Annotated in this window: 18 protein-coding genes and 1 tRNA gene; 5 read left to right on the top strand and 14 right to left on the bottom strand. The window is 73.9% G+C overall.

Going from position 1 to position 24207, the window contains the following annotated elements; genetic code table 11:
• Positions 1-327 precede the first annotated feature (327 nt).
• The 7 genes from rho to Q0994_RS03810 form a co-directional block, all read right to left on the bottom strand.
• Positions 328-2367: a transcription termination factor Rho gene (gene rho / locus Q0994_RS03840; protein ID WP_299529032.1), complete on the bottom strand. Its 2040-nt coding sequence runs from the start codon at positions 2365-2367 to the stop codon at positions 328-330.
• A gap of 390 nt (positions 2368-2757) precedes the next feature.
• Positions 2758-3675: a homoserine kinase gene (gene thrB / locus Q0994_RS03835; RefSeq protein ID WP_299529030.1), complete on the bottom strand. Its 918-nt coding sequence runs from the start codon at positions 3673-3675 to the stop codon at positions 2758-2760.
• Positions 3676-4037: 362 nt separating this feature from the next.
• Positions 4038-5108 carry a threonine synthase gene (thrC, locus tag Q0994_RS03830; protein WP_299529028.1) on the bottom strand — a complete coding sequence of 357 codons (1071 nt, stop codon included), beginning with the start codon at positions 5106-5108 and terminating at the stop codon, positions 4038-4040.
• 6 nt (positions 5109-5114) lie between these two features.
• Positions 5115-6416 (bottom strand): homoserine dehydrogenase, encoded by a 1302-nt coding sequence (locus Q0994_RS03825; RefSeq protein ID WP_299529026.1) that lies wholly within the window; start codon positions 6414-6416, stop codon positions 5115-5117.
• Between the two features lie 95 nt (positions 6417-6511).
• Positions 6512-7903 carry a diaminopimelate decarboxylase gene (lysA, locus tag Q0994_RS03820; RefSeq protein WP_299529024.1) on the bottom strand — a complete coding sequence of 464 codons (1392 nt, stop codon included), beginning with the start codon at positions 7901-7903 and terminating at the stop codon, positions 6512-6514.
• Positions 7904-7926: 23 nt separating this feature from the next.
• Entirely contained in the window at positions 7927-9006 is a 1080-nt protein-coding gene (gene nrtL / locus Q0994_RS03815) for an ArgS-related anticodon-binding protein NrtL (protein WP_299529023.1), read from the bottom strand.
• A 71-nt stretch (positions 9007-9077) separates the two neighbouring features.
• Positions 9078-9560: a response regulator gene (locus tag Q0994_RS03810; RefSeq protein WP_299529021.1), complete on the bottom strand. Its 483-nt coding sequence runs from the start codon at positions 9558-9560 to the stop codon at positions 9078-9080.
• 142 nt (positions 9561-9702) lie between these two features.
• Between Q0994_RS03810 and Q0994_RS03805 the strand changes: the two genes are divergently transcribed.
• Positions 9703-9774: transfer RNA gene (locus Q0994_RS03805), tRNA-Arg, on the top strand.
• A gap of 270 nt (positions 9775-10044) precedes the next feature.
• On the opposite strand, the gene Q0994_RS03800 is transcribed toward Q0994_RS03805, so the two are convergent.
• On the bottom strand, positions 10045-10335 hold the full coding sequence (locus Q0994_RS03800) for a hypothetical protein (RefSeq protein WP_299529019.1): 291 nt from the start codon (positions 10333-10335) through the stop codon (positions 10045-10047).
• Between the two features lie 162 nt (positions 10336-10497).
• Between Q0994_RS03800 and Q0994_RS03795 the strand changes: the two genes are divergently transcribed.
• Complete coding sequence (locus tag Q0994_RS03795) at positions 10498-11022, top strand: MSMEG_6728 family protein (RefSeq protein WP_299529017.1); 525 nt, start codon at positions 10498-10500, stop codon at positions 11020-11022.
• A gap of 13 nt (positions 11023-11035) precedes the next feature.
• Here the strand turns inward: Q0994_RS03795 and Q0994_RS03790 are convergent, their stop codons facing one another.
• Together Q0994_RS03790 and Q0994_RS03785 are read right to left on the bottom strand one after the other, a co-directional pair.
• Complete coding sequence (locus Q0994_RS03790) at positions 11036-12589, bottom strand: FAD-dependent oxidoreductase (protein ID WP_299529015.1); 1554 nt, start codon at positions 12587-12589, stop codon at positions 11036-11038.
• 89 nt (positions 12590-12678) lie between these two features.
• Positions 12679-13413 (bottom strand): ScbR family autoregulator-binding transcription factor, encoded by a 735-nt coding sequence (locus tag Q0994_RS03785; RefSeq protein WP_299529013.1) that lies wholly within the window; start codon positions 13411-13413, stop codon positions 12679-12681.
• Between the two features lie 290 nt (positions 13414-13703).
• Between Q0994_RS03785 and Q0994_RS03780 the strand changes: the two genes are divergently transcribed.
• Positions 13704-14681, top strand: a complete 978-nt coding sequence (locus Q0994_RS03780; RefSeq protein ID WP_299529011.1) for a ScbA/BarX family gamma-butyrolactone biosynthesis protein — start codon at positions 13704-13706, stop codon at positions 14679-14681.
• Between the two features lie 55 nt (positions 14682-14736).
• Here the strand turns inward: Q0994_RS03780 and Q0994_RS03775 are convergent, their stop codons facing one another.
• Entirely contained in the window at positions 14737-16029 is a 1293-nt protein-coding gene (locus Q0994_RS03775) for a cytochrome P450 (RefSeq protein ID WP_299529009.1), read from the bottom strand.
• A gap of 244 nt (positions 16030-16273) precedes the next feature.
• A complete protein-coding gene (gene glyA, locus Q0994_RS03770; protein WP_299529262.1) occupies positions 16274-17554 on the bottom strand; it encodes a serine hydroxymethyltransferase in 1281 nt (426 codons plus the stop codon).
• An 832-nt stretch (positions 17555-18386) separates the two neighbouring features.
• On the opposite strand from glyA, the gene Q0994_RS03765 reads away from it, so the two are divergent.
• Complete coding sequence (locus Q0994_RS03765; RefSeq protein WP_299529007.1) at positions 18387-19991, top strand: hypothetical protein; 1605 nt, start codon at positions 18387-18389, stop codon at positions 19989-19991.
• Positions 19992-20108: 117 nt separating this feature from the next.
• Here Q0994_RS03765 and Q0994_RS03760 read toward each other — a convergent pair whose 3' ends face one another.
• Together Q0994_RS03760 and Q0994_RS03755 are read right to left on the bottom strand one after the other, a co-directional pair.
• Complete coding sequence (locus Q0994_RS03760; protein ID WP_299529005.1) at positions 20109-21845, bottom strand: serine/threonine-protein kinase; 1737 nt, start codon at positions 21843-21845, stop codon at positions 20109-20111.
• 132 nt (positions 21846-21977) lie between these two features.
• Positions 21978-23129 carry a Ku protein gene (locus Q0994_RS03755; protein WP_299529003.1) on the bottom strand — a complete coding sequence of 384 codons (1152 nt, stop codon included), beginning with the start codon at positions 23127-23129 and terminating at the stop codon, positions 21978-21980.
• Positions 23130-23188: 59 nt separating this feature from the next.
• On the opposite strand from Q0994_RS03755, the gene ligD reads away from it, so the two are divergent.
• Positions 23189-24094 carry a non-homologous end-joining DNA ligase gene (gene ligD, locus Q0994_RS03750; RefSeq protein ID WP_299529001.1) on the top strand — a complete coding sequence of 302 codons (906 nt, stop codon included), beginning with the start codon at positions 23189-23191 and terminating at the stop codon, positions 24092-24094.
• Positions 24095-24207: the final 113 nt, after the last annotated feature.

Genomic DNA, 24207 nt, shown 5'->3' with positions numbered 1-24207 from the left:
CGCGGGCGGTTCCCGCGGGCGGGGGAAGCTCCCGAGAAGCCTGGCACAGCGCCCTGTGACCGTTTCCGGCGTGCACGGGACGGCGACGGACTGCCGGAACCACCGGTGACACCGCGCTCACCTGCGGTTTCTTGCCCCGTACAGGCGTCGGGGGGCCCGGCCCGCGGTGACGGTGGGTGTGGCAAAGGTCTCGGACGTACGGCCCGGCCGAAGGTCCCGGCGCGGGTGTCCGGCGGCGGTGTCCGGCGGGGGTGTCCGCAGACGCACGGAAGCCGCCCCCGTCACCTGGGCGACGGGGGCGGCTTCCGGTCAACTCACCTGCGGGCGTCAGTCGTTGCCGTTTCCGTTGCCCGGGGTCGTCTTCTGGATCTGGAGCAGGAACTCCGCGTTGGACTGGGTCTTCTTCATCCGGTCCAGCAGGAGCTCGATCGCCTGCTGCTGGTCGAGTGCGTGCAGCACCCGGCGCAGCTTCCAGACCACCGCCAGCTCGTCGGTGCCGAGCAGGATCTCCTCCTTGCGGGTGCTGGACGCGTCGACGTCCACCGCCGGGAAGATGCGCTTGTCCGAGAGCTTCCGGTCGAGCTTGAGCTCCATGTTGCCGGTGCCCTTGAACTCCTCGAAGATCACCTCGTCCATGCGCGAGCCGGTCTCCACGAGCGCCGTGGCGAGGATGGTCAGCGAGCCGCCGTCCTCGATGTTGCGCGCGGCGCCGAAGAAGCGCTTCGGGGGGTACAGCGCGGTCGAGTCGACACCACCGGACAGGATGCGTCCGGAGGCCGGCGCCGCGAGGTTGTACGCGCGGCCCAGGCGGGTGATCGAGTCGAGCAGGACGACCACGTCGTGCCCGAGCTCGACCAGGCGCTTGGCGCGCTCGATCGCCAGCTCGGCGACGGTGGTGTGGTCCTCGGCCGGGCGGTCGAAGGTCGAGGAGATGACCTCGCCCTTCACCGACCGCTGCATGTCGGTGACCTCTTCCGGACGCTCGTCGACGAGGACGACCATCAGGTGGCACTCGGGGCTGTTGACCGTGATCGCGTTCGCGATGGCCTGCAGGATCATGGTCTTACCGGTCTTCGGCGGGGCCACGATCAGACCGCGCTGGCCCTTGCCGATGGGGGCGACCAGGTCGATGATCCGCGTCGTCAGGATGTTGGAGTCGGTCTCCAGGCGGAGTCTGTCCTGCGGGTAGAGCGGCGTCAGCTTCTGGAACTCCGGACGGCCGCGGCCCGTTTCGGGCGCCATGCCGTTCACCGTGTCGAGGCGGACCAGCGCGTTGAACTTCTCGCGGCGCTCACCGTCCTTGGGCTGCCGCACCGCGCCGGTGACGTGGTCGCCCTTGCGGAGGCCGTTCTTGCGGACCTGCGCCAGCGAGACGTACACGTCGTTCGGGCCCGGCAGGTAGCCGGAGGTCCGGATGAACGCGTAGTTGTCGAGGATGTCGAGGATGCCCGCGACGGGGATCAGCACGTCGTCGTCGGCGACGGGGACGTCGTTGGGGAAGTCCTCGCGGCCACGACGGCCCCGGCGGTCGCGGTAGCGGCCACGACGGCCGCGGCGGCCGCCCGCCTCGTCGTCGAAGTCGTCCTGCGGGCCGTTGTCGCGCTGCTGGCTCTGCTGCGTCTGCCCCTGGCCCTGGCGCTGGCCCTGACCCTGGCCCTGGCGCTGCCCGCCGCCCTGGCCCTGGTCGTCGCCCTTGCCCCGACGGTCGCGCTGGCGGTCCCGGCGGTCGCCGCGCTCGCCCCGCTCGCGCTGGCCGCGGTCGCGGCGGCCCTCGGCGCCGTTGTCGTTGCCGGACTCGCCGCGGTTGTCGTTCTTCTGCTCGCCGCGCTCGTCCTGCTTCGGCTCGGCCTGCTGCTCGGCGGCGGCGGCCGCGGGGGCCTCGGCCTTGGTCTCCGGGCTGCCGGCCTGCGCGGTGGCGCGGCGCCGACGGCGCTCGCCCGCGGGCTGGTCGTCGCTGGCCGGCTGGCCGGGGATGTCGATCTGCTGCTGCGCGGCGGCCTTCTCGGCCGGGGCGGCGGCGGTCTCCTCACCGGTGCGCGCCTTGGACGTCGCGCGGCGCTTGGGCTTGGTCTCGCCCTCGGCGCCCGCGGGAGCGGCGGCGGCCTTGCCGGCCTTGGCGGCGGGCGCGGACTTGCCGGCCTGCGCCTCCTTGATGACCTCGATCAGCTGGCCCTTGCGCATCCGCGCGGTACCCCTGATGCCGAGGCCGGACGCGACCTGCTGCAGCTCGGCCAGGACCATGCCGTCGAGGCCGGTGCCGGAGCGGCGGCGCCGTGCGGTGGTGCCAGAGGCAGCACCTTCGGCGGGCGCGGCGCTGTCGACGCTCTTGTCGGCAGTCACGCCCATCAGATCGGTGGTGTCGCTCACGAAGGGTCCTTCCCTGGAGCGGACGTCGGCCTTCTGGCTCGGCGACCGGTTGTGCTGTCCGGCATTCGGTATGTGATCTAGCGGATCGCGGACCGTGCCGGGGCGGTGGTCCGCCGGGTACGGCGGAGAGATGAACGTGCGGGGTCCGACTCGAGCTCCCCCTGCTCGGCCCACTCATGGACGAACGAGGGGGTGTCGTGCCGGTTCCGGAGCGTGCTCGCAACTGCTCAGACAGGCTGCTCAGGCAGTTGGGGAGGCTCCCGGAAGAAGGGTGGTCCCTGAAGGGGACACGAAGCAACGCGTCGCTGGGACGTCGATTGCTGACTTGAGGTTAACACTACCGGCTCCAACAAACATTCCCCCTCTCTCGCACCGGCAATCACATCTCCGTCACGCGGCGAGCGGCAGCACGCACGCGCCGGGGCCGTCGAGGACCAGCCGGTCGGCGGCCCAGCCGTCGCCCGCCGCGCGCACGACCTTGTCGGCCGAGCCCTCGTCCGCGAAGGCGAGGACGGTCGGGCCCGCGCCGGAGATCACGGCGGGCACGCCGTCGGCGCGCAGCCGGTTGACGAGGTCCAGGCTCTCCGGCATCGCCGGGGCCCGGTACTCCTGGTGGAGCCGGTCCTCGGTGGCGGTCAGCAGCAGCTCGGGGCGGCGGGTCAGCGCCTCGACGAGCAGGGCGGCCCGGCCGGCGTTGGCGGCGGCGTCGACGTGCGGGACCGTGCGCGGCAGCAGCCCGCGCGCCGTCTCGGTGAGCACCGGCTCGGCGGGCACGAAGACCACGGGCACGACGCTCGCGGCGGGCTCCATGCGGATCGCGCGGGCGGCTCCGCCGTCCATCCAGGCGAGGGTGAAGCCGCCGAGCAGGCAGGCGGCGACGTTGTCCGGGTGGCCCTCGATCTCGGTGGCCAGTTCCAGCAGGGCGGCGTCGTCGAGTCGGGCGTCGCCGCCGGTGGTGACGGCGCGGGCGGCGACGATGCCGGCGCAGATGGCGGCGGAGGACGAGCCGAGGCCGCGGCCGTGCGGGATGCGGTTGGCGCAGACGATCTCCAGTCCGCGCGGCTGGCCGCCGAGGAGGTCGAAGGCGGTGCGCATCGAGCGGATCAGCAGGTGCGACTCGTCGCGCGGGAGCGTCTGCGCGCCCTCGCCCGCGATGTCGATGTGCAGTCCCGAGTCGGCGACCCGGACGACCACGTCGTCGTAGAGGCCGAGCGAGAGGCCCAGGGCGTCGAAGCCGGGGCCGAGGTTCGCGCTGGTCGCAGGAACGCGCACCCTGACGGCGGCGGCTCGGAATGCGGGTCCGGCCATCGGTTGGACGACTCCTCGTGAGGCGGCGGAGGACGCGGAGGCACGGGGTGGATCCGCGTCGGGGGTGGTGCGGTCGGTGCCTGCGGACGTCGTCGGCGGTTCCGTCCGTCGTGCGGGTACGGGAACCGGTGGGAGGTCCGGCGGCGGAGCCACGGCCACGGGGGCGACCGGGCCACGGCGGTACGGCGGGGGCGGTCGGGTACAGCTTATCGAAGGAAGGTTCCGCCGCGACACAGGGCGCACGGGAGGCGCACGATGCGTGTCGGCCGGCGGCCCTGCGCTGCCCGGCCCCGCCGGCCGACGCGGGAGCAGCGGCGGCGGGCAGGTCCGGGGGCGGGTGCGCCCCCGGACCCGCCGCGCGGTCAGACCAGGCCGAGCTTCTCGGCGGCGGTGGCCGCGTCGACCGGGACGGTGACGGGCTGCGGGGCGCCCGCGACGGCCCAGTCGGGGTCCTTGAGGCCGTTGCCGGTGACCGTGCAGACGATCTTCTGGCCGGGGTCGACCTTGCCCTCTTCGGCGGCCTTCAGCAGGCCGGCTACCGACGCGGCCGACGCGGGCTCCACGAAAACGCCCTCCTGGGCGGCCAACAGGCGGTAGGCCGACAAGATCTGACGGTCCGTCACCTCGTCGATGAAGCCGCCCGACTCGTCCCGCGCGGCGAGCGCGTACTCCCACGAGGCCGGGTTGCCGATGCGGATCGCGGTGGCGATGGTGGCCGGGTCCTTCACGATCTCGCCGCGCACGATGGGCGCCGAGCCGGACGCCTGGAAGCCCCACATGCGGGGCGTGCGGCCGGCGATGCCGTCGCGCGCGTACTCCGTGTAGCCCTTCCAGTAGGCCGTGATGTTGCCCGCGTTGCCGACCGGCAGGACGTGGACGTCCGGGGCGTCGCCGAGCGCGTCGACGATCTCGAACGCCGCGGTCTTCTGGCCCTCGATGCGGACCGGGTTGACCGAATTGACCAGCGCCACCGGGTAGTTGTCCGACAGCGAGCGGGCCAGCGTCAGGCAGTCGTCGAAGTTGCCGTCGACCTGGAGGATCTTCGCGCCGTGCACCAGCGCCTGGCCCATCTTGCCGAGCGCGATCTTGCCGCGCGGCACGAGGACGGCGCAGACCATGCCGGCCCGCACCGCGTAGGCGGCGGCGGAGGCGGAGGTGTTGCCGGTGGAGGCGCAGATGACGGCCTGCGCGCCCTCCTCCTTGGCCCGGGTGATGGCCATCGTCATCCCGCGGTCCTTGAACGAACCGGTGGGGTTGGCGCCCTCGACCTTGAGGTGCACCTCGCAGCCGGTGCGCTCGGAGAGGACCTGCGCCGGTACGAGCGGCGTGCCGCCTTCACGCAGCGTGACGACCGGCGTGGCGGCCGTGACCGGCAGCCGGTCCCGGTACTCCTCGATGATGCCGCGCCACTGGTGGGTGCCCTTGGTGGTCATGGGTCCTTACTCCCCTTCAACACGCATGATGCTGGCGACACCGCGCACGGTGTCGAGCTTGCGCAGCGCCTCGACGGTCCCCGAGAGGGCGGCGTCGGGCGCGCGGTGGGTGACGACGACGAGGGAAGCCTCGCCGCCTCCGTCCTGACGGCCTTGCTGTCGTACGGTATCGATCGATACCCCCTGCTCGGCGAAGACCGTCGCGACCTGGGCGAGTACGCCAGGTTTGTCGGCCACGTCGAGGCTGATGTGGTACCGCGTGACGACGTCGCCCATCGGGCTGACGGGCAGCCGCGTGTAGGCGGACTCGCCGGGACCGGTGGACTCCGCCAGCTTGTTGCGGCAGACCGCGACGAGGTCGCCGAGGACCGCGGACGCGGTCGGCGAACCGCCGGCGCCGGGGCCGTAGAACATGAGCTGACCAGCCGCCTCGGCCTCCACGAAGACCGCGTTGTACGCCTCGCGCACGGAGGCCAGCGGGTGGCTGAGCGGGATCATCGCGGGGTGCACCCTGGCCGTGACCGACTTGCCGTCGGCGGCTCGCTCGCAGATCGCGAGGAGCTTGACGGTGCAGCCCATGCGGCGGGCGGAGGCGATGTCGGCGGCGGTGACCTCGGTGATGCCCTCGCGGTGCACCTCGCCGATCTTCACGCGGGTGTGGAAGGCGATGCCGGCCAGGATCGCGGCCTTGGCGGCGGCGTCGAACCCCTCGACGTCGGCGGTCGGGTCGGCCTCGGCGTAGCCGAGCGCGGTGGCCTCGTCGAGCGCCTCGGAGTAGCCGGCGCCGCTGGTGTCCATCTTGTCGAGGATGAAGTTGGTCGTGCCGTTGACGATGCCGAGCACCCGGTTGACCTTGTCGCCCGCGAGGGACTCGCGCAGCGGTCGCACCAGCGGGATGGCGCCGGCGACGGCGGCCTCGTAGTAGAGGTCGCGGCCGTGCTTCTCGGCGGCGGCGTGCAGTGCGGCGCCGTCCTCGGCGAGGAGCGCCTTGTTGGCGGAGACGACGCTCGCGCCGTGCTCGAAGGCGGTGGTGATCAGGGTGCGGGCGGGCTCGATGCCGCCGATGACCTCGATCACGACGTCGAGGTCGCCGCGCTCGACCAGCGCGGTGGCGTCGGTGGTGACCAGCGCGGGGTCGATCCCCTCCCGCACCTTGGAGGGGCGGCGGACGGCCACGCCGGCCAGCTCCACCGGCGCACCGATGCGCGCGGCGAGGTCGTCGGCGTGCGTCGTCATGATGCGCGCCACCTCTGAGCCGACCACTCCACAGCCCAGCAGCGCCACTTTCAGCGGACGCGTACGCATCATCCGACCTCGTTTCTCATGCTTCTGATGTACGGAACAGTCTCACTCACCGGACGGGCGTTTCTGCCACCCGTCCGGATCCTGAGACATCTATTTCATCAACCGACATCGAGACGCAGGAGATCTTCCTCCGTCTCGCGCCTGACGATGACCCTCGCCTCCCCGTCGCGCACGGCGACGACGGGCGGGCGCAGGGCGTGGTTGTAGTTGCTCGCCATGGACCGGCAGTAGGCGCCGGTGGCGGGCACGGCGATCAGGTCGCCGGGCGCGAGGTCGGCCGGCAGGAACGCGTCCTTGACGACGATGTCGCCGCTCTCGCAGTGCTTGCCGACGACCCGGACCAGCATCGGTTCGGCGTCGGAGGTGCGGGAGACCAGCGCCACGCTGTACTCGGCGTCGTACAGGGCGGTGCGGATGTTGTCCGACATCCCGCCGTCGACGCTGACGTAGGTGCGCAGCCCTTCGAGCGGCTTGATGGTGCCGACCTCGTAGAGGGTGAAGGCGGTCGGGCCGACGATGGCGCGGCCCGGCTCGACCGAGATCCGGGGGGTGGCGAGACCGGCGGACTCGCACTCGCGGGTGACGATGTCGCCGAGCGCCTTGGCGATCTCGTGCGGTTCGCGGGGATCGTCCTCGGAGGTGTACGCGATGCCGAGGCCGCCGCCGAGGTCGATCTCGGGCAGTTCGACGCCGTGCTCGTCCCGCACCTCGGCGAGGAGCTGGACCACGCGCCGGGCGGAGACCTCGAAGCCGGCCATGTCGAAGATCTGCGAGCCGATGTGCGAGTGGATGCCGACGAGTTCGAGCCCGTCCAGGGTCAGCGCCCGGCGCACCGCCTCGGCGGCCTGGCCGCCGGCCAGCGCGACGCCGAACTTCTGGTCCTCGTGGGCGGTGGCGATGAACTCGTGGGTGTGTGCCTCGACCCCGACGGTGACCCGGATCTGCACCGGCTGGCGCTTGCCGAGCCGCTGCGCGGCGTGGCTGACGCGGACGATCTCCTGGAAGGAGTCGAGGACGATCCGGCCGACGCCGGCGCCCACGGCCCGCTCGATCTCCTCCGTCGTCTTGTTGTTGCCGTGGAACGCGATCCGCTCGGGGGGCATCCCCGCGTCGAGCGCGGTGGCCAGCTCGCCGCCGGAGCAGACGTCGAGGTTGAGGCCCTCCTCCTTCAGCCAGCGGACCACGGCACGGGAGAGGAACGCCTTGCCCGCGTAGAAGACGTCGGCGCCCGGCCCGAACGCGTCGGACCAGGCGCGGCAGCGGGAGCGGAAGTCGGCCTCGTCGAGGAAGTACGCGGGGGTGCCGAACTCCTCGGCGAGGCGGGCGACCGGGATGCCGCCCATGGTGAGCGCGCCGTCGGCGTCGCGGGTGACGGTGCGGGACCACACCTTCGGGTCGAGGACGTTCAGGTCGGTCGCCGGGGCGGTGTAGTGGCCCTCGGGCAGGACGTCGGCGTGGCGGGGCCCGGCGGGGTGGGCGGATCGGCTCATCGGTGTGGTCTCTCGGGTCTCTCTCAGAGGTGTTCGGGCGCGCTGACGCCGAGCAGGGACAGGCCGCCGGCCAGCACCGTACCGGCGGCTTCGGCGAGAGCCAGCCGGGAGCGGTGGGCGGCCGAGGGTTTCTCGTCGCCCGGGGGCAGCGGCGGGCAGGCGTCGTGGAAGTCGAAGAAGGCGTGCGCGACGGCTTCGAGGTGCCGGGCCAGCCGGTCGGGGGCGCGCAGTCGGGCGGCGGCCACGAGCACGGCGGGATGGTCGGCGAGCAGGACCCACAGAGGGTGGGCGGCGTCGGCGGCGTGCGCGTCGGCCCGGCCGGGCCCGCCGTCGGGGCTCGCGGGCCCGTCGGATGCGGTCTCGGACCCGGCTTCCGGCCCGAAGCCGAGGTCGCGGGCGTTGCGCAGGAGGGCGCGGGTGCGGGCGTGCGCGTACCGGACCAGGAAGAGGGGGTTGGCCGCGCTCTGGACCAGCAGGTCGTCGCCGAGCGGTGCGCGGTCGTGTCCGGCGGGCCGCAGCAGGCCCCACCGCAGGGCGTCCGGACCGAGTCGTGCCGGCAGGCCGGCGGCCGGGGCACCGGCGGGCACCGGGCGGATCTCCACCGCGTCGGCGGGTGCGCGGCCGGGGCCGGCGGCCAGGAGGCGCACGTCGGCGCCCTGGGCGGCGGCGAGCGCGGCCACCGCGGCGGCGGTGGTCTCGGCGCGGATCTCGGCCGGGTGGAGCAGCCGCAGCGTCTCGCCCCGCAGCGCGTCCCCGTGCCCGTAGGCGGACCCGCGGGCCCCGATGTCCCGTACGAGGGCGGTGCGGGCGCCGGCGTCGCCGACCGGGTCGAGGGTGAAGCTGAGGAATCCGGGGCCGGTGACGTCGACGCGGGCGACGCCCGCCGCGGCGACCCGGTCGGCCAGGATGCGGGCGACCTCCCGGGGCGGCAGCGCGGCGGGCCCGGCGAGCTGGAGGGCCACGGCGCAGGCGTAGTCGCCGCTGCCGCCGGGGCGGGTCCGCTCGACCCGCACCCGCGCGGGCACCGGCGCGCGCAGGGCGTTCTCGTCCACCGCGCGGCGCACGGCGTGCAGCACGGCCCTGGAGAGATCGGCGGGGGTCACGGGACCAGCCTAAGGGTGCGACGGGGGCCCTCCGCGACCCGGTTTCGCCATGCGGGCAGGGCCGCACGGCCTCAGCGGCCGGGTGCGCCCCCTCGGCCGGCGGCGCCGCATCCCTCGGTGGCCCGCGGGGCGTCGCGCACGGCGAGCGCGCGCACGATCCGCACCAGGTCGGCGGGTTCGAACGGCTTGGCCACGAACGCCTCGACGCCGACCGCCGTGCCCTCGTCGATCTCGGCCTGTCCGCAGGCGGAGACGAAGACGATCGGGATCGACCGGGTACGCGCGTCCGCCCGCAGCCGGGCCGCCGTGCGGGGGCCGTCCAGGCGGGGCATCACCACGTCGAGCGTGATCACGTCGGGCCGTACGCGGTGCACCGCCTCCAGGCACTCGGCACCGTCGGCCGCGGTCACGACCTCGAAACCCTCCAGTTCGAGATTGACCCTGATCAACTGCCGGATGACCCTGCTGTCGTCGACGACGAGCACGCGGCCGGATGCCCCTGACACCTTTCGAGAGTAGGGCCGCCGGAGGGGCTGCGTCCGGGTTTTGCCCACTTCCGCACCGCCCCGCCCCGCCTCCCCCTCGGCCTGCGGACGCCTCCCGGAACGCGGCGGCCCGCCCGTCGGAAATACCTGTTCACGGACACCCCGGTGGAGCTGGTAGTGTTTCTCCCGTCGCAGAGCAACACAGCGATACGCCCCCGTAGCTCAGGGGATAGAGCATCGGCCTCCGGAGCCGGGTGCGCAGGTTCGAATCCTGCCGGGGGCACTTGAAAGCGGGAAACGGGACAAGGTTCGTCGTCTCGTGCACTTCTGCCAAGTGTCAAGATCGGGTGTCCGTACTTCGGTACGGACGCCCGATTTTTTTGTGCATGGACCCCGCTCGGGAAAGTGACGCCGCTCCTCCACGGCCGGAGCGGGATGCACGTCGGGAGAGGGCAGCCCGCCCGGTGACGCGTACGTCGTGGCCCTCGGCCGCTGCGATCCGGTGGCGGACTTCGGGGACCACACCGTACGGACGCCGGGTCGCCGCGTCCCGTCAGCCCGTCGACTCGTCCGGGGTCGGGTGGTCCGGGTGGACGCCGGCGTTGCGGGCGGAGTCCCGGCCGGAGCCGGCCTCGTCGGGGTCGGGCCGGCCGGTGTCGGTGTCGGTGTCGTTCTCCGGTCCGGTGCCCTCCTGCGCCTCGGGGCGCTCGGTGCCGGGCGGGAGGATCACGTCGAGGGCGTCCTCGCCGTCCTGGGCCTGCTGGTCGGGCATGTCCGCCGGTATGGGCGGCGGGCTGCCCTTCGCCCCGGTGTAGGCGGTCCCCTCGGGCCTGCGGTCGGTCATGGGTGCTCCCTTCGGTGCACGCGCACCATTGTGGTGCGGGCGGGTCGTCGTCGCACCTCGCGTACCCGCTGCGGCCCGGAGGACTCGTCCCGTACGGCGGGCTGGTCCCCGGCCCGTCCGGCAGCGCGGGCGGGGCGGCGCGGTCCACGGTATGCAGGGGGGATGCAGACGTTCCTGCCGTACCCGGACTTCGTCCGCAGCGCCCGCGTCCTCGACCCACGGCGGCTGGGCAAGCAGCGGGTCGAGGCGTTGCAGGTGCTGCGCGGGCTGACGGTGCCCGACTACGGATGGCGGCACCATCCGGCGGTCCGCATGTGGACCGGGTACGAAGAGGCGCTGGTGCGGTACGGCCTCGACGTGTGCCTCGCCTGGACGGCCGAGGGCCACGCCGACACCTGCGCCGCCAGCCTGCTCTCCGGGCTCGCGGCGGCCCGCGGCCCAGGGACGGCCGGCGGCGGGGACGCCGAGGTGCGGGTGCGGACCGCCGCAGAGCTGCGGGCCGCGGGTGAGCTGCCGCCGTGGCTCGGCGAGGTGGACTTCCACCTGAGCCACCGCTCGGCGCTGGTGCGCAAGGACCCCGCGTTCTACCGGCCGCTCTTCGGGGACGTGCCGGACGACCTGCCGTACGTGTGGCCGCGCTCGGACCGGGACCCGCGGGACACCGGCCGGGCGTCCCCGCGGCCCTGAGCGCGGCCCGCCCTCACAGCTCCCTCGGCGGCAGCGGGTGGACCGCCGGCCCCTGGAGGACCTCGCCGTCGACGCCGAAGCGCGAACCGTGGCAGGGGCACTCCCAGGTGGTCTCCGCCTGGTTGAACGCGACCAGGCACCCCAGATGGGTACAGCGCGCCGACACCGCGTGGGCGGTGCCCTCCTCGTCGCGGTACACGGCGCAGCGCTTGCCCCGGACCCGGACGATGCCTCCGGTGCCGGGGGTGATGTCGTCGGCGGAGTCCACGTGCGTGGGCCGCAGCCGGTCACCGACGAAGTGCCGTGCGACGTCGGCCTGTTGCTTGAGCAGGGCGGGCGCCTCGCGGACGGAGCTCCACAGGCGCCGGGGCTCGTAGAGGTCGGCCCAGGCGGGCTTGGCGCCGGTGAGGGTGGCGGCCAGGAGCTGCCCGGCCATGACGCCGCCGCTCATGCCCCAGCCGCCGAAGCCGGTGGCCACGTAGACGTGGCGGGCGCCGGGGTGGAACAGGCCGATCATGGGGACCCGGTCGCTGACGTCGTTGTCCTGGGCCGCCCAGTAGTAGGCGGTGGGGCCCGCTTCGGGGAAGCGGGTGTGCAGCCAGGCGTCGAGCCGGAGGAACCCCTCGCGGGCGTCGCCGGTGCCGGGGGTGAAGCTCTCGCCGGTGACGATGAGCAGCCGTCCCCCGTCGCCGTACGGGGCGGTGCGCACCGACCGCTTCCCGTCGTCCTCGGTGAGGTACATGCCGGTGGGCGCGGATGCGGCGGGAACCGGGGCGGCGACGACGAGTTCGCGGCGCGGGGACAGCCGGGCGAACAGCAGGGCGCGGTCGAAGACCGGGTAGTGGGTGGCGACGACGACGTCCCGGGCGGTGACGGTCGCACCGGACTCGGTGGTGACCCGGCAGGGTTCTCCCTCTTCGAGCCCGGTGACGCGGGTCCGCTCGTAGAGGGCGGCGCCGCCCGCGCGCAGGTCGGCGGCGAGGGCCAGCAGGTACTTACGGGGGTGGAACTGGGCCTGCCGTTCGATCCTCACCGCTCCGGCGACCGGGAAGGGCAGGTCGGTCTCCGTGACGAAGGCGGCGTTGAGCCCGGCCTCCGACGCGGCGTCCGCCTCGGCGCGCAGCGCGTCGAGCTGACCGCCCTCGGTCGTGTAGGTGAACGCGGGGGCGCGTTCCAGGTCGCAGTCGATCCCGAGCTCGGCGGCGACGGAGGCGACGCGTTCGACGGACGCCTGCTGGGAACGGGCGTACTGCCCCGCTCCCTCCGGGCCACGGGTGGTGCGCAGGTGGTCGTAGAGGAGGGAGTGCGCGGCGGTGAGCTTGGCGGTGGTGTAGCCGGTGACGCCCGCCGCGAGGCGGTCCGCCTCCAGCACCACCACGCTGCGGCCCGCCCGGGCCAGTTCCCATGCGGCGCTGAGGCCCGCGACACCGCCGCCGATCACCACCACGTCCGCCTCCCGGTCGCCGTCGAGCGACGGGAGAGGCGGCGGCGGAACGGTGTCCATCCAGTAGGACTCGTCGAAGCCGGGCAGGTCAGGGGTGCCGGGGAGGCCGGGTTCCAGTGCCATGGGCTTCCTGTTCCCGCTCGGCGCGGAACGAGTCGTGGGACGGAGCCCTTTCGCCTGACCGGCGGCGCGGGGATCAGGCGGTACGGGGATCAGGCGGTACGGGCCGGGGCGGGGGTGTCGGCGACCGGGACGGGGGCCGGGGTGGCGAGTGCTGCCGGGGCGGGTGCGACCGGGTCCGCGGTGCGGGCCTCGGCCTGGGACAGCGCCTGGGCGTACGCCTTGGCCCCGCGCTCGGGTGAGGTGTCGAGCCGCCCGAGCACACCCGGCACGGCGATGCTCGGCAGCACCAAGTCGTAGAGCAGGGAGACGCGTTCGGCGAGGTCAGCCATCTCGGTGGCCGCCTGGGACATCAGCTGGATGCCGGTGAAGGCCCCTACGAGCGCCTGCGCGGTGCGGTCGGGTTCGACATGCGGGAGGACCTCGCCCTGCGCCTGCGCCGCCACGATCTGCAGGGCCGTCAACTCGACCCAGTCGCCCCAGGGCTTACCGAAGAAGCGCTGGTTGCTCTGGTCCGCCGCGATCCGTGCGGCGCCTCGCAGCAGTGGCTCTCTCGGCAGTCTGTGCGCGAGGATCAGCCCCATGTCCACGAAGGACTGCATCTTGACCGGCTGCTCCGGCGGGGCGTCGGTCACCGCATGTTCCAGCACGCCTCGCGCCAAGTCCTCCTTGGAGGGGAAGTGGAAATACAGCGCGCCCTTGGTCACCGTGGCCCGTTCCAGGATCTCCTGGATGGTCGCGGCTTCGTAACCCCGCTCCGCGAAGACCGCGGCGGCGGCTACCAGTACTGCGTTGCGCGTCCGGATCGCGCGCTCCTGCCGTGCCATTCGGGATCTCCTGACGATGCGCCTGACGGGGCTCAGTGCGTCCGGCACGTTCCCCTCAAGAAACCGGCTGGTCCGTATTCTATGGCACCCGCGGCGGCGGCCTCCAGTTCGAACCGCCGCACCGCCCGCGCGCATGGGGCGTCGCGCCTCGCCCCCGGCGGGACCGTACACCCTGACAACTCGCCCCACCTGCGGCTTCCTTCTACTCCAGGAGGTACATCCCCCGTGCGAGAAACCACCGGAGCGATTCGTTCCGGCCCGCTGTCCCGGCGTTCCGCCCGGACCACCCGATGAGCCCGGCTCCGGGGACCGGCGCCCCGGACGTCCGGACGGGTTTCACCGCCGCCGTGGCGCACCGCGCCGCCGACCGGGACGTCCTCGTCCGCGGCCTGCGCGCGATGGGCGACGACGCCTACACCCTCGACCTCGACTGGTCGGGTCCGCACCTCTTCTTCGGACCCGCCCGGGGCAGCGTGCACCACCACATGCTGATCGCGCAGACATTGCGCCAGATCGGACTCGCCCTGGCGCACACCGAGTTCGCCATCGGCCCTTCCCACCACTTCCTGATGAACGACCTCACCTATGCCGTCGATCCCCGGCACCGGACGGATCTCTCGCCACTGCGCGCGGAGGCGTCCTGCACCTGGACGGCGCGCAACGCCGTCCGGGTGGCCATTTCCCTGATCCAGCGCGGCACCACCTTCCTGACCAGTGATTCCAGCTTCTCCTGGGTGTCCGACCGCGGATACCGCAGACTGCGCGGGCCCCGGCTGGAGTCCCGGCCGGGGCCCCGCCCTTTCCCCGTGCCCCCGTCGGCGACCGGTCGGCACACGCCGGACGAGGTGGTCCTCGGCCCCTCGGAACGGCCCCACTGCTGGGAGCTGATCCCCGACACCGGCAATCCGGCGCTGATCGACCACCCGGTGGACCATGTGCCGGGTCTGGTGATCATGGAGGCGGTCCACCAGGCCGCGTTCGCGTTCATTCGGGAGCGGACCGGCGGCGCCGGGACCGGATGGTGCCCGGTGTCGACGGCGATGTACGCCGACCGGTACGTGGAGTTCGACGCGCCGTGCTGGATCGAGGCGCGCGCGGTGCCGCCGCTGCCGCCGGGCGCCGGCCTCACCGCTCCCCCGGCGTCCGGGGACCCCGGGGTCCTGTCCGGGATCTTGACGGCGGGGATGCCGGCCGTCGAGCTGACCGGTCGGCAGCGCGGCGCGGTGGTGTTCCGGAGCGTCGTCGAGGGCGTGCTCGTACCGGACTGAGCGGGGCGGGGCGGCCTTCGACCGGGCCGCCCCGCCGCGTGCCGTGCCGTCCGGTTCAGCCGAGCGGAGCGCTCGCCTTCCCGGTGCGCACGGGCAGGTGCTGGTGGCCGTTGGAGATGAAGGACCGGACCGGGCGCAGGGTGTCGGAGGGTACGGCCAGTTCCAGGTCCGGGAAGCGGGCGAACAGCGCGGAGAGCGCGATGACGCCCTCCATCCGGGCCAGCGGGGCGCCCAGGCAGTGGTGGACGCCGTGGCCGAAGGCCAGGTGGTCGCGGCGGGTGGGGCGGGTGATGTCGAAGAGGTGGGCGTCGACGCCGTGCACCTCCTGGTCGCGCCCGGCGCCCGCCACCGCCATGACGAGGGCGTCGCCGCGGGGGATCACCACGTCGCCCAGGTCGATGTCCTCGACGGCGTACCGCAGCATCAGGTTGGCCGCCGCGGGCTCCCAGCGCAGGGTCTCCTCGATCACGTCGCCCCAGGTCGCCGCGCCGGTACGGACCAGTTCGAGTTGTTCGGGGTGGGTGAGCAGGGCGTGCACCGCGTGGTCGACGAGGTTGATCGTCGTCTCGTACCCGGCGGAGAGGAAGTGGACGAGAGTGTCCAGGAGTTCCTGGTCTTCGAGCGGGCGCGGGTCCCCGCGTTCGATCCCCTCCCGCTGGATGGCGACGAGTGCGCCGGCCAGGTCGTCGGCGGGTTCGGCGCGCTTGGCGGCGACGAGTTCGTGGAGTATCCCGTACAGCTCCGCGGCGTGGATCTGCACCTCCTCGGGTGCGGTCGCGGTGCTGAACAGGGCGTCGAACAGGGTGCAGAGGCGGTCCCGGCTGGCGAGCGGGACGCCGAAGAGTTCGCAGATGACCCGTGCGGGCAGCGGCCCGGCGTAGCGGGCGCGCAGGTCGACCGGCTCGTAGGGGTCCGCGGTGGCCAGTTCGTCGAGCAGTTCGGCGGCTATCCGGTCGACGGCGGGGGCCAGCGCCTTGGTGCGGTGGGCGGTGAAAGCGCCGGAGACGAGCTTGCGCAGCCGGGTGTGATCGGGGCCGTACGCCGTGAACATCGAGCGTATGGACACCCAGAGGGCGAGCGACCAGTCCGGACCGACCTCCCCCTCGATCCAGGCCGGCCAGTGCTGGTCGGCGTCCTTGGAGACGGCCGGCGAGGTCAGCAGCCGGGTGATGACGGCGGGGTCGGCCACGCCCCAGGCGGGAACCCCGCCGGGCAGCTCGATCCGGGCGGCCGAACCCGCCGCACGGATCAGGGCCGCCTCGCCCTGGATGTCGCCCCCGGCGGGATCGAGCCGGTACGGGCATCGCTGGACGGCCGGGCCGGTGCCGCTGAACTCTTCCGTGTGCATAGTGCGCCTCTTTCGTGAACGACCAGTGCGTGACAGGACACTGACCTCAGAAGCGGTCCGTCGGCAAGCGGGCGTAGGGCAGGGATTCACGGAAAGTGACGCGGGGGGTGCGGTCGGGCGGGGGGCGCGCGCTCGGGCGGGGGCGGCGTGCCGGACGAACGGGCGCGCGGGGCGGCTCCCGGGACCGCCCGGCACGGATCCGGTGCCGGGCGGCTCCCGGCACCGGATCGGGGGGTGCGGGTTCTCAGCCGACGGGCAGGCCGGGGGCCGGGTAGGCGTCCAGCAGGTCCTTCACCTCGGCACGGACGGCCGCGAGGGCCGGCTCGTCCCCGGTCCGCGCGGCGGTGACCGCCCGGTCGATCCAGCCGGCGACGGCCGGCATCGCCGAGCGGGGCACGCCCCGCGAGGTGAGGGCGGGGGTGCCGAGCCGGATGCCGGACGGGTCGAACGGCTTGCGGGGGTCGAACGGCACGGTGTTGTGGTTGACGACGATGCCCGCGCGGTCCAGGGCCTTGGCCGCGACCTTCCCCGGAACGTCCTTCGCGGTGAGGTCCACCAGCAGCAGATGGTTGTCGGTGCCACCGGACACCAGGTCGAAGCCGCGCGCCGCCAACTCCTGCCCGAGCGCGCGGGCGTTGGCGACCACCTGCCGGGCGTACGCGGCGAAGTCCTTCCCCGCCGCCTCCTTCAGCGCCACCGCGATGGCGGCGGTGGTCTGGTTGTGCGGGCCGCCCTGGAGGCCGGGGAAGACGGCCCGGTCGATGGCGCGGGCGTGCTCGGCCTTGCTGAGCAGCATCGCGCCGCGCGGTCCGCGCAGGGTCTTGTGGGTGGTGGTGGAGACGACGTCGGCGTACGGGGCCGGGGACGGGTGCGCCCCGCCCGCGATCAGCCCCGCGATGTGGGCGACGTCCGCGACGAGCAGCGCGCCGGTCTCCCGCGCGATCGCGGCGAACCCGGCGAAGTCGACCGTGCGCGGGACGGCGGTGCCACCGCAGAAGATCACCTTGGGCCGCTCGGCCAGCGCCAGGTCGCGCACCTCGTCGAGGTCGACCCGGCCGGTGTCGCGGCGGACGCCGTAGCGCACCCCGCGGAACCAGGTGCCGGTCGCCGAGACGCCCCAGCCGTGGGTGAGGTGGCCGCCCATCGGCAGGGACATGCCGAGCACGGTGTCGCCCGGCTCCATGAAGGCGAGGTAGACGGCGAGGTTGGCGGGGGAGCCCGAGTACGGCTGCACGTTGGCGTGGTCCATGCCGAACAGGGCGGTGGCCCGCTCGATCGCCAGCGACTCCACCTGGTCGACGACCTGCTGGCCTTCGTAGTACCGCTTGCCGGGGTAGCCCTCCGAGTACTTGTTCTGGAGGACCGTGCCGGTGGCCTCCAGGACGGCGGCGGAGACGTAGTTCTCGCTGGGGATCAGCCGCAGCGTGTCCGCCTGCAACCGCTCCTCGGCGGTCACCAGTGCGGCCAGTTCGGGGTCGGCCGCCGCGAGCGCGGGATGGCGCACGGCGAGCGGCGGACCCGGCACGGCGACGGCGTCGCGGGGCGGCGCGGCAGGCGTACGGGGGACGGGCGGGGGCGGTACGGGTACGGTCACGGGATCCTCCCGGGTCGGCCGCTCGTGCGGCATGGACCCGGATGCCCAGGCGGACGGCCTCCGGCGATGGTCCCCGGACGCGCCGGGGTCGTGCCGCTCCCTCGTGGTCGGTTCCACGCAGCGCCTCTGCGGGGCGCGCGCCAGTCGCGGCACGGCGCACTGTACCGGCGGGGGCGCGGCGGCACCGGGAGTTACGGGCGCCGCCGCGCGGCGGGCCGGATTCGTGGGGCGGACGGGGCGCCGCTCCGGCCGTCGGCCGCCCGCGCGCCCCACATCACGCGGACGAGTGACGCGTGAACGGCACCGGGGGCGGGCAGAGTGCAGGGGACGTGTGGTGGCTCAACGGTGGGGGGACCGTATGGAGTCGGGGAATGGGTCCGCGAGAACGCCCGGCGGCCCGGAGGACGGCCCGCAGGACGCGGTGCCGGGGGCGCGCGATGCCGTGCCGGAGGCGCGGGACGCGGTGCCGGAGGCCGGGACGCGGTCCGGTGCGGGCGGTGAGGGTGAGCGCGGACTTCCGGGAGATCCTCCCGATCCCGCGCCGGCCGGACCACCCCCGCCGTCTCCCGAGCCCCGGGCGCCGGTCCCGCCGCCGCCCGCCGGGCCGCCGGCCGGCTTCGGCCCGCCCGCCTACGGATCACCCGCCTACCGGTCGCCCGACCACGGGTCGCCCGACCACGGACAGCCCGGCCACGCCGTGCCCGGTTCCGGTCCGGTCCCGCCGCCCACGGGACCGGTTCCGCCCCCTCCCGGCCCCGTGCCGGTGCCTCCGCCGCTTCCGGCCGCGCCGCCGCCGCAGGGGCCGCCGCCGCCGGGCGCCGCGCTGCGGAGCGCCGCCGCCGGGCTGCTCAACCTCTCCGGACTGGGGCTCGGTTACCTCCTGACCCGTGCGTGGCTCAGGGCCGCGGCCTGTCTGGCGGCCACGGTGATCCTGCTACTGGTCGCCTTCCCGGCCGACCCGGACGGGGTGCCGGCGGGCTGGCTGGCGGGCTACGTCCTGGTGCTGCTGGTGGCGGCCGTGGACGGGGCCCGTACGGCCCGCCGCACCCCGGTGGCGGGGTCGTGGAAGCCGGTGCTGGCCGCCGCGCTGGGGCTCGTCCTGCTGGCGGCCCCGCTGGGCGGCACGCTGCTGTACCGCTCCGCGCACGACGAAGCCGTGGAGGAGATGCTGCTCGACCGGCTGCACGACGCGGACGACATGGTGGAGACCGCCGCCGCCAAGCCGTTCGCCGCGGTGAAGCGGGAGTTCGGATCGGCGCTCGCCGTCTACCGGGACCTGGGCGAGAAGCACGCCGGCTCCCGGGCGGGGAAGCAGGTCCCGGCGCACCTGAAGACGTACTACGAGGCGGTCGCCACGCCCTACCGGAACAAGGAGTACTGCACGGCGGTCGAGCCGCTGACGTACCTGCGGACGCTGCCGAACACCGTGGACGCCGCGCTCCTCGGCGACCTCAAGACGTGGCCGAACGGCCCGCTCGCCGACTCGCTCTACGACTGCGGGCTGTCCAGGCTCGGCGAGGACACCGGGGCGACGGGCGGCGGCGAGCTGGGTGAACTGCTGCGCACCTTCCCCGACTCGGAGCAGGCCGGGAAGGTCGGCCCGGCCGTCGCCGCACGGATACAGGAGCAGGTGGACGCCCTCGGCGGGGACGACCCCTGTGCGACGACGACGGTGCTGGAGTCCATCTCCACGACGGCCGCCGGGCTGCCCGGCGACACCGGGGCCAAGGCCGGCGCGCAGGCGGACCGGGGCGTGCGGGACGGGGTGTACGCCTGCGGCCTGGACGAGTTCGAGGACGACAAGTTCACCGAGGCCCGCACCACGCTGACGGAGTTCGCTGAGAAGTACCCGAGCGACGACCGGCGCTCGCACGCCCGCAAGGTCGCCATCGCCGCCGAGATAGCCGAGGACCGGCCCGCCGCCGGGCGGAAGCTGCCGCCGGCGAAGGCGCCGGGCGGCCCCACGATGGAGCTGGTCATCAGCAACGACGCGCCGAACGCGGTGGAGATCCTCTACACCGGCCCGGTCACCGGCACCGTCTCGCTGAAGGCGTGCGGGAGTTGCGCGCGGTACGACGCGGCGACGGGATCGAGCCGGGCCTGCAAGGCGAGCGGCAAGAGCTACCCCAAGGTGCGGCTCCGGCTGCCCGCCGGCGACTACCACTTCCTGTACAAGCACGGGACGGGCGCGTCCGCGAGTGTGGACAGCTACACGGACGGGGCGAAGATCGAGTCCGGTTACACCTACACCAGTTGCACCTACCTGGTCTCCGAGGACCCGTTCGGCGGGCTCGACATCCCGGACTTCGACCCGGTCGGCACCGTCTCCGCTCCCGGCGGGCGCGCGGACGGGCGGGTGGTGCGGTGAACGCCGGATGACGGCAGTCGGCGGTGGAGCGGGCCGGTGCCGCCCAGGGTCCCGTGGGTGGGCCGGTTCCGCTCGGGCCGTGGTGGGCCGGTGCCGCTCGGGCCGTGGGTGGACCGGTCAGCCGGTCTCGCGGGGGCTCTTCTCGATGACGGTGCCGTCGAGGCCCGCCGTGAGGTGCGCCCCGCCGTAGGCGTCGGACACGTACACCCGGAGCACGGGCTTGTCGTCCTGGAAGGGGGAGGACGGGTCGACGATCAGGTAACGGCTCTCCGGTTCCGGGATGTTGAGCGTCTTCTCGGCCGTGCGCAGCAGGGCGGGCAGGGCGTCCCAGTCGATGGAGAGCAGGTCGACCGCGGTCTCGCCGGAGGCGATCGTTCCCTTCATGATGCCCGGTGTCACCCGGCCGTCCCGGTAGTCCCAGCTGTCGTACAGCTTGGCGTTGGCCGGGAGCGGCGCCTCGGCGGAGGCGTACTCCCCGTACAGCGTGAAGTCGGTGACCTCGGTGCCTCCCATCCGGGGCCTGAGGGCCGCGATGACCGCCCGCACGCCCTGCGGGGTGAGGAGGTCGTCGGGCCCCTCGTCCTCGGCGGACGCGTCCCCGGCCGGCGTGGCGCCCGCCGCGCCGGGGCCACTCGGTGACGGGGTCACCGATCCGGTGGAGCCGGTGCGGGCGCCGGACGGGCCGGAGGCGGCACCGGACCCCCCGGACTTCCAGGAGAAGGGGTCCGCGACCAGGGTGACCGCTCCTCCGGCGGCCAGCACCACACCCACCACACCCACCGCCGTCCACGCGCGGACGCCCCTCGGGCGCCGGTCCGGACGGCCCGCCGCGTAGGGGGCGGGCGGGGCGAAGGGACCGGGCGACGGGGGCGGGCCGGTGGGCACCCGGTCCCGGGGCGGAGCGATCCGGGGGTCGGGGGCCGCGGGACCGGGGGCGGAGGGGCCGCCTGGGGCGGAGGGCGTCGCCGGCTCGGGGCGGGTGCCGAGCACCACGGTGGGCGTCGGGCCGGCCGACGGGACCTCCGCCTCCGCCAGCATCCGGTCCAGCGCGGGTGCGTCGGGGCGGGCCCCGACGTCGCGGGTGAGCAGGGCACGGAGCACGGGTGCCAGCGCACCGGCCCGGACCGGCGGCTCCACCTCCTCGTCGAGGACCGCGGCGAGGGTGGCCAGCGTGCTCGCCCTGCGCAGCGGGTGGCGCCCCTCGACGGCGACGTAGAGCATCATCCCGAGCGACCACAGGTCCGAGGCGGGATCGCCCTCGACTCCCCGGATGCGCTCCGGGGCGATGTAGTCGGGCGACCCCACGAGGGCCCCGGTCATCGTCAGGCTGGTGGACTCACGGATCGCCGCGATGCCGAAGTCGGTGAGCACCGGCCGCAGATCGGGGCGGACCAGGACGTTGGCGGGCTTGACGTCCCGGTGCTGGATGCCCGCCTCGTGGGCGGCGCACAGCGCGGCCAGGATGCCCCGGCCCAGCTTGGCCGCGTCGGCCGGCTCCATCGGCCCCTCGGCCAGCCGGTCGTGCAGGGAGGCCCCGGCGACCAGCTCCATGACGATCCACGGGTAGCCGTCCTCGCCGGGGTCGACGATGTGGTGGATCGTCACCACGTTGGGGTGGTCGAGGCGGGCGAGCGCGCGCGCCTCCCGCAGTACGCGGGCCCGGAGCGTGCGTGCGCCCTCCGGGTCGTACTCCGCGAGCGCGGGGTCCGGCGGCCGGACCTCCTTCAGCGCCACGTCCCGGTGGAGCGCCATGTCGTACGCCTGCCAGACCATGCCCATGCCGCCGCTGCCGAGCCGCCGCACCAGGGTGAAGCGGCCGTCGATCACCCGTCCCGAAGGGGCCTCTGCGCTCATGGGCCGACAGCGTACGGGGCCGCCCGGACAACGGACCCCCGGGGCGGGCCCGTTGGGGGCGCGCATCCGCTCCGGCAGGCCGCGGCGGGCGCGCGCCGCGGCCTCGGCCGGGAAGCCGGGCCCGGCCCCGTCTCAGCCCGGACCGCGCCCACCGGCAGCCGACTTCCGCGCGGTGGCCTTCTTCGCTCCCGCCTTCTTCGCCCCCGTCTTCGCGGCGGTACTCTTCCCGGCAGTGCTCTTCGCGGCGGTGCTCTTCCCGGCGGTGCTCTTCGCGGGCGTGGCCTTCGCGGGCGTGGAGGGCGACTTCTTCACCCCGCCGCCCTTCGGCTCCGCCTTCTTCGCGGCCGTCCCGGAGCGGGGCACCCGCTTCCCGGTCGGGGTCGTACGCGAAGCGGCCGAGCGGGGCGAGGAGGACGAACGCCCGCCCGAACCGCGGGAGCCGGCGCCCTTGATCGGATGCACGTCGGCCACCCGCTCCGACTCGGCGCCGCCGTCCGCGCCGCCTCCGCCACGCTCCTTCTTCGCCGCGCTGACGCTCTTCTCCAGGGCCGCGAGCAGGTCGATCACCTGGCCGCCCTCGTCGGGCCGTTCCGGCTGCGGCACCGCCTCGCCCGCCGCCTTGGCGGCGACGAGTTCCTCGACCGCCTCGCGGAAGTCGTCGTGCAGGGTGTCCAGGTCCACGTCGCCGAGGGTGTTCATCAGGGCGTCGGCCAGGTCGAGCTCGGCGTCCCGGACCGTGACGTTCCCGTCCGGGGCCACTCCCTCCGGGGACCGGATCTCGTCCGGCCACAGCAACCCGTGCATGGCGATCACGTCACCCATGACCCGGAGCATGCCGAGCCGCTCCCGGCCCCGCAGCGCGAACTTGGCGAGCGCCACCTTGCCGCTCCGGTTCAGCGCCTCCCGCAGGAGGGTGTACGGCTTGGTCGCGGGGACCCCGTTGGCGCAGAGGTAGTACGCAGCCTCCATCTGGAGCGGGTCGATCACCTCGGCCGGCACGAAGGCCACGATCTCGATCGTCTTGGCGGTGTGCAGCGGCAGCGAGGCCAGGTCCTCGTCGGTGATCGGGATCATCGACCCGTCCACGTCCTCGTACGCCTTGCCGGTCTCGGCGCTCGCGACCTCCTCGTCGTCGATCTCGCACACCCTGCGGTAGCGGATCCGGCCACCGTCGGTGAGGTGGATCTGGCGGAAGGAGATGCCGTGGTTCTCGGTCGCGTTCATGAGCTTGACGGGGATGCTGACCAGCCCGAAGGAGATCGCACCGTTCCAGAGGGACCTCACCGTTCACCCCTTTCGGCCGCGATGACCGCGTACGAGTGTTTTCGTGTGATTCTTATCGTATGACGCCGATCACAGAGGTGGAGGGCCGGCGACTGCCCCTCAGCAACCTCGACAAGGTGCTGTATCCGGCCACCGGAACGACCAAGGGTGAGGTGCTGCACTACTACGCGGCCACCGTCGCGGGGGCGCTGCTCGCACACCTGTACGACCGTCCGGTGTCGTTCCTCCGCTACCCCGACGGGCCGGAGGGCCAGCGGTTCTTCACCAAGAACCCGCCGCCCGGCACGCCCTCCTGGGTGCGCCAGATCGTCGTCGAACGGCACGAGGGCAAGAGCGCCAGACAGGTGGTGGTGCAGGACCTGTCGACGCTGGTGTGGGCGGCCAACCTGGTGGTGGAGTTCCACACGCCGCAGTGGCGGACCGAGGCTCCGGCGGTGGCCGACCGGATGGTGTTCGATCTCGACCCCGGCCCGCCGGCGGGCGTGGTGGAGTGCTGCGAGGTGGCCCTCTGGCTGCGGGAGCGGCTGGCCGGTGACGGCCTGCCGGCGTACGGCAAGACCTCGGGCTCCAAGGGGCTGCACCTGCTGGTGCCGCTGGAGCCGACCCCGTCCGACGAGGTCACCGCCTATGCCAAGGCACTGGCGGTGGAGGCGGCGAAGGCGCTGCCGGAACTGGTCGTGCACCGGATGACCCGGTCGCTGCGGCCGGGCAAGGTCTTCGTCGACTTCAGCCAGAACGCCGCCGCGAAGACGACCGCCACGCCCTACACGCTGCGGGCGAAGGAGGCGCCGACCGTGTCCGCCCCGGTCACCTGGGAGGAGATCGAGGGCTGCCGCGACCCCGCCGAGCTGGTGTTCCTGGCCGGCGACATGGGCGCGCGGCTGGAACGGCACGGCGACCTGCTGGCGCCCCTGATCAATCCGAACCGGGCCCGACCGCTGCCGGGCGGCCGTCGCCGCCGCTGACCGCACGCGGCACCCGACCGGGCCGGCCCACTCCGGACACGGCCACGCCACGCCGCACCGTGCCGTGCCGTGCGGCACCGCGCCGGGCCGCGCCGGGAAACCGGAGCAGGACA

It is taken from the genome of uncultured Streptomyces sp. (assembly GCF_947488945.1).
In the GTDB taxonomy this organism is placed as follows: Bacteria; Actinomycetota; Actinomycetes; order Streptomycetales; family Streptomycetaceae; genus Streptomyces.
The sequence above is the reverse complement of the archived record's forward strand: the minus strand, read 5'-3'. Positions and strand labels throughout refer to the sequence as shown.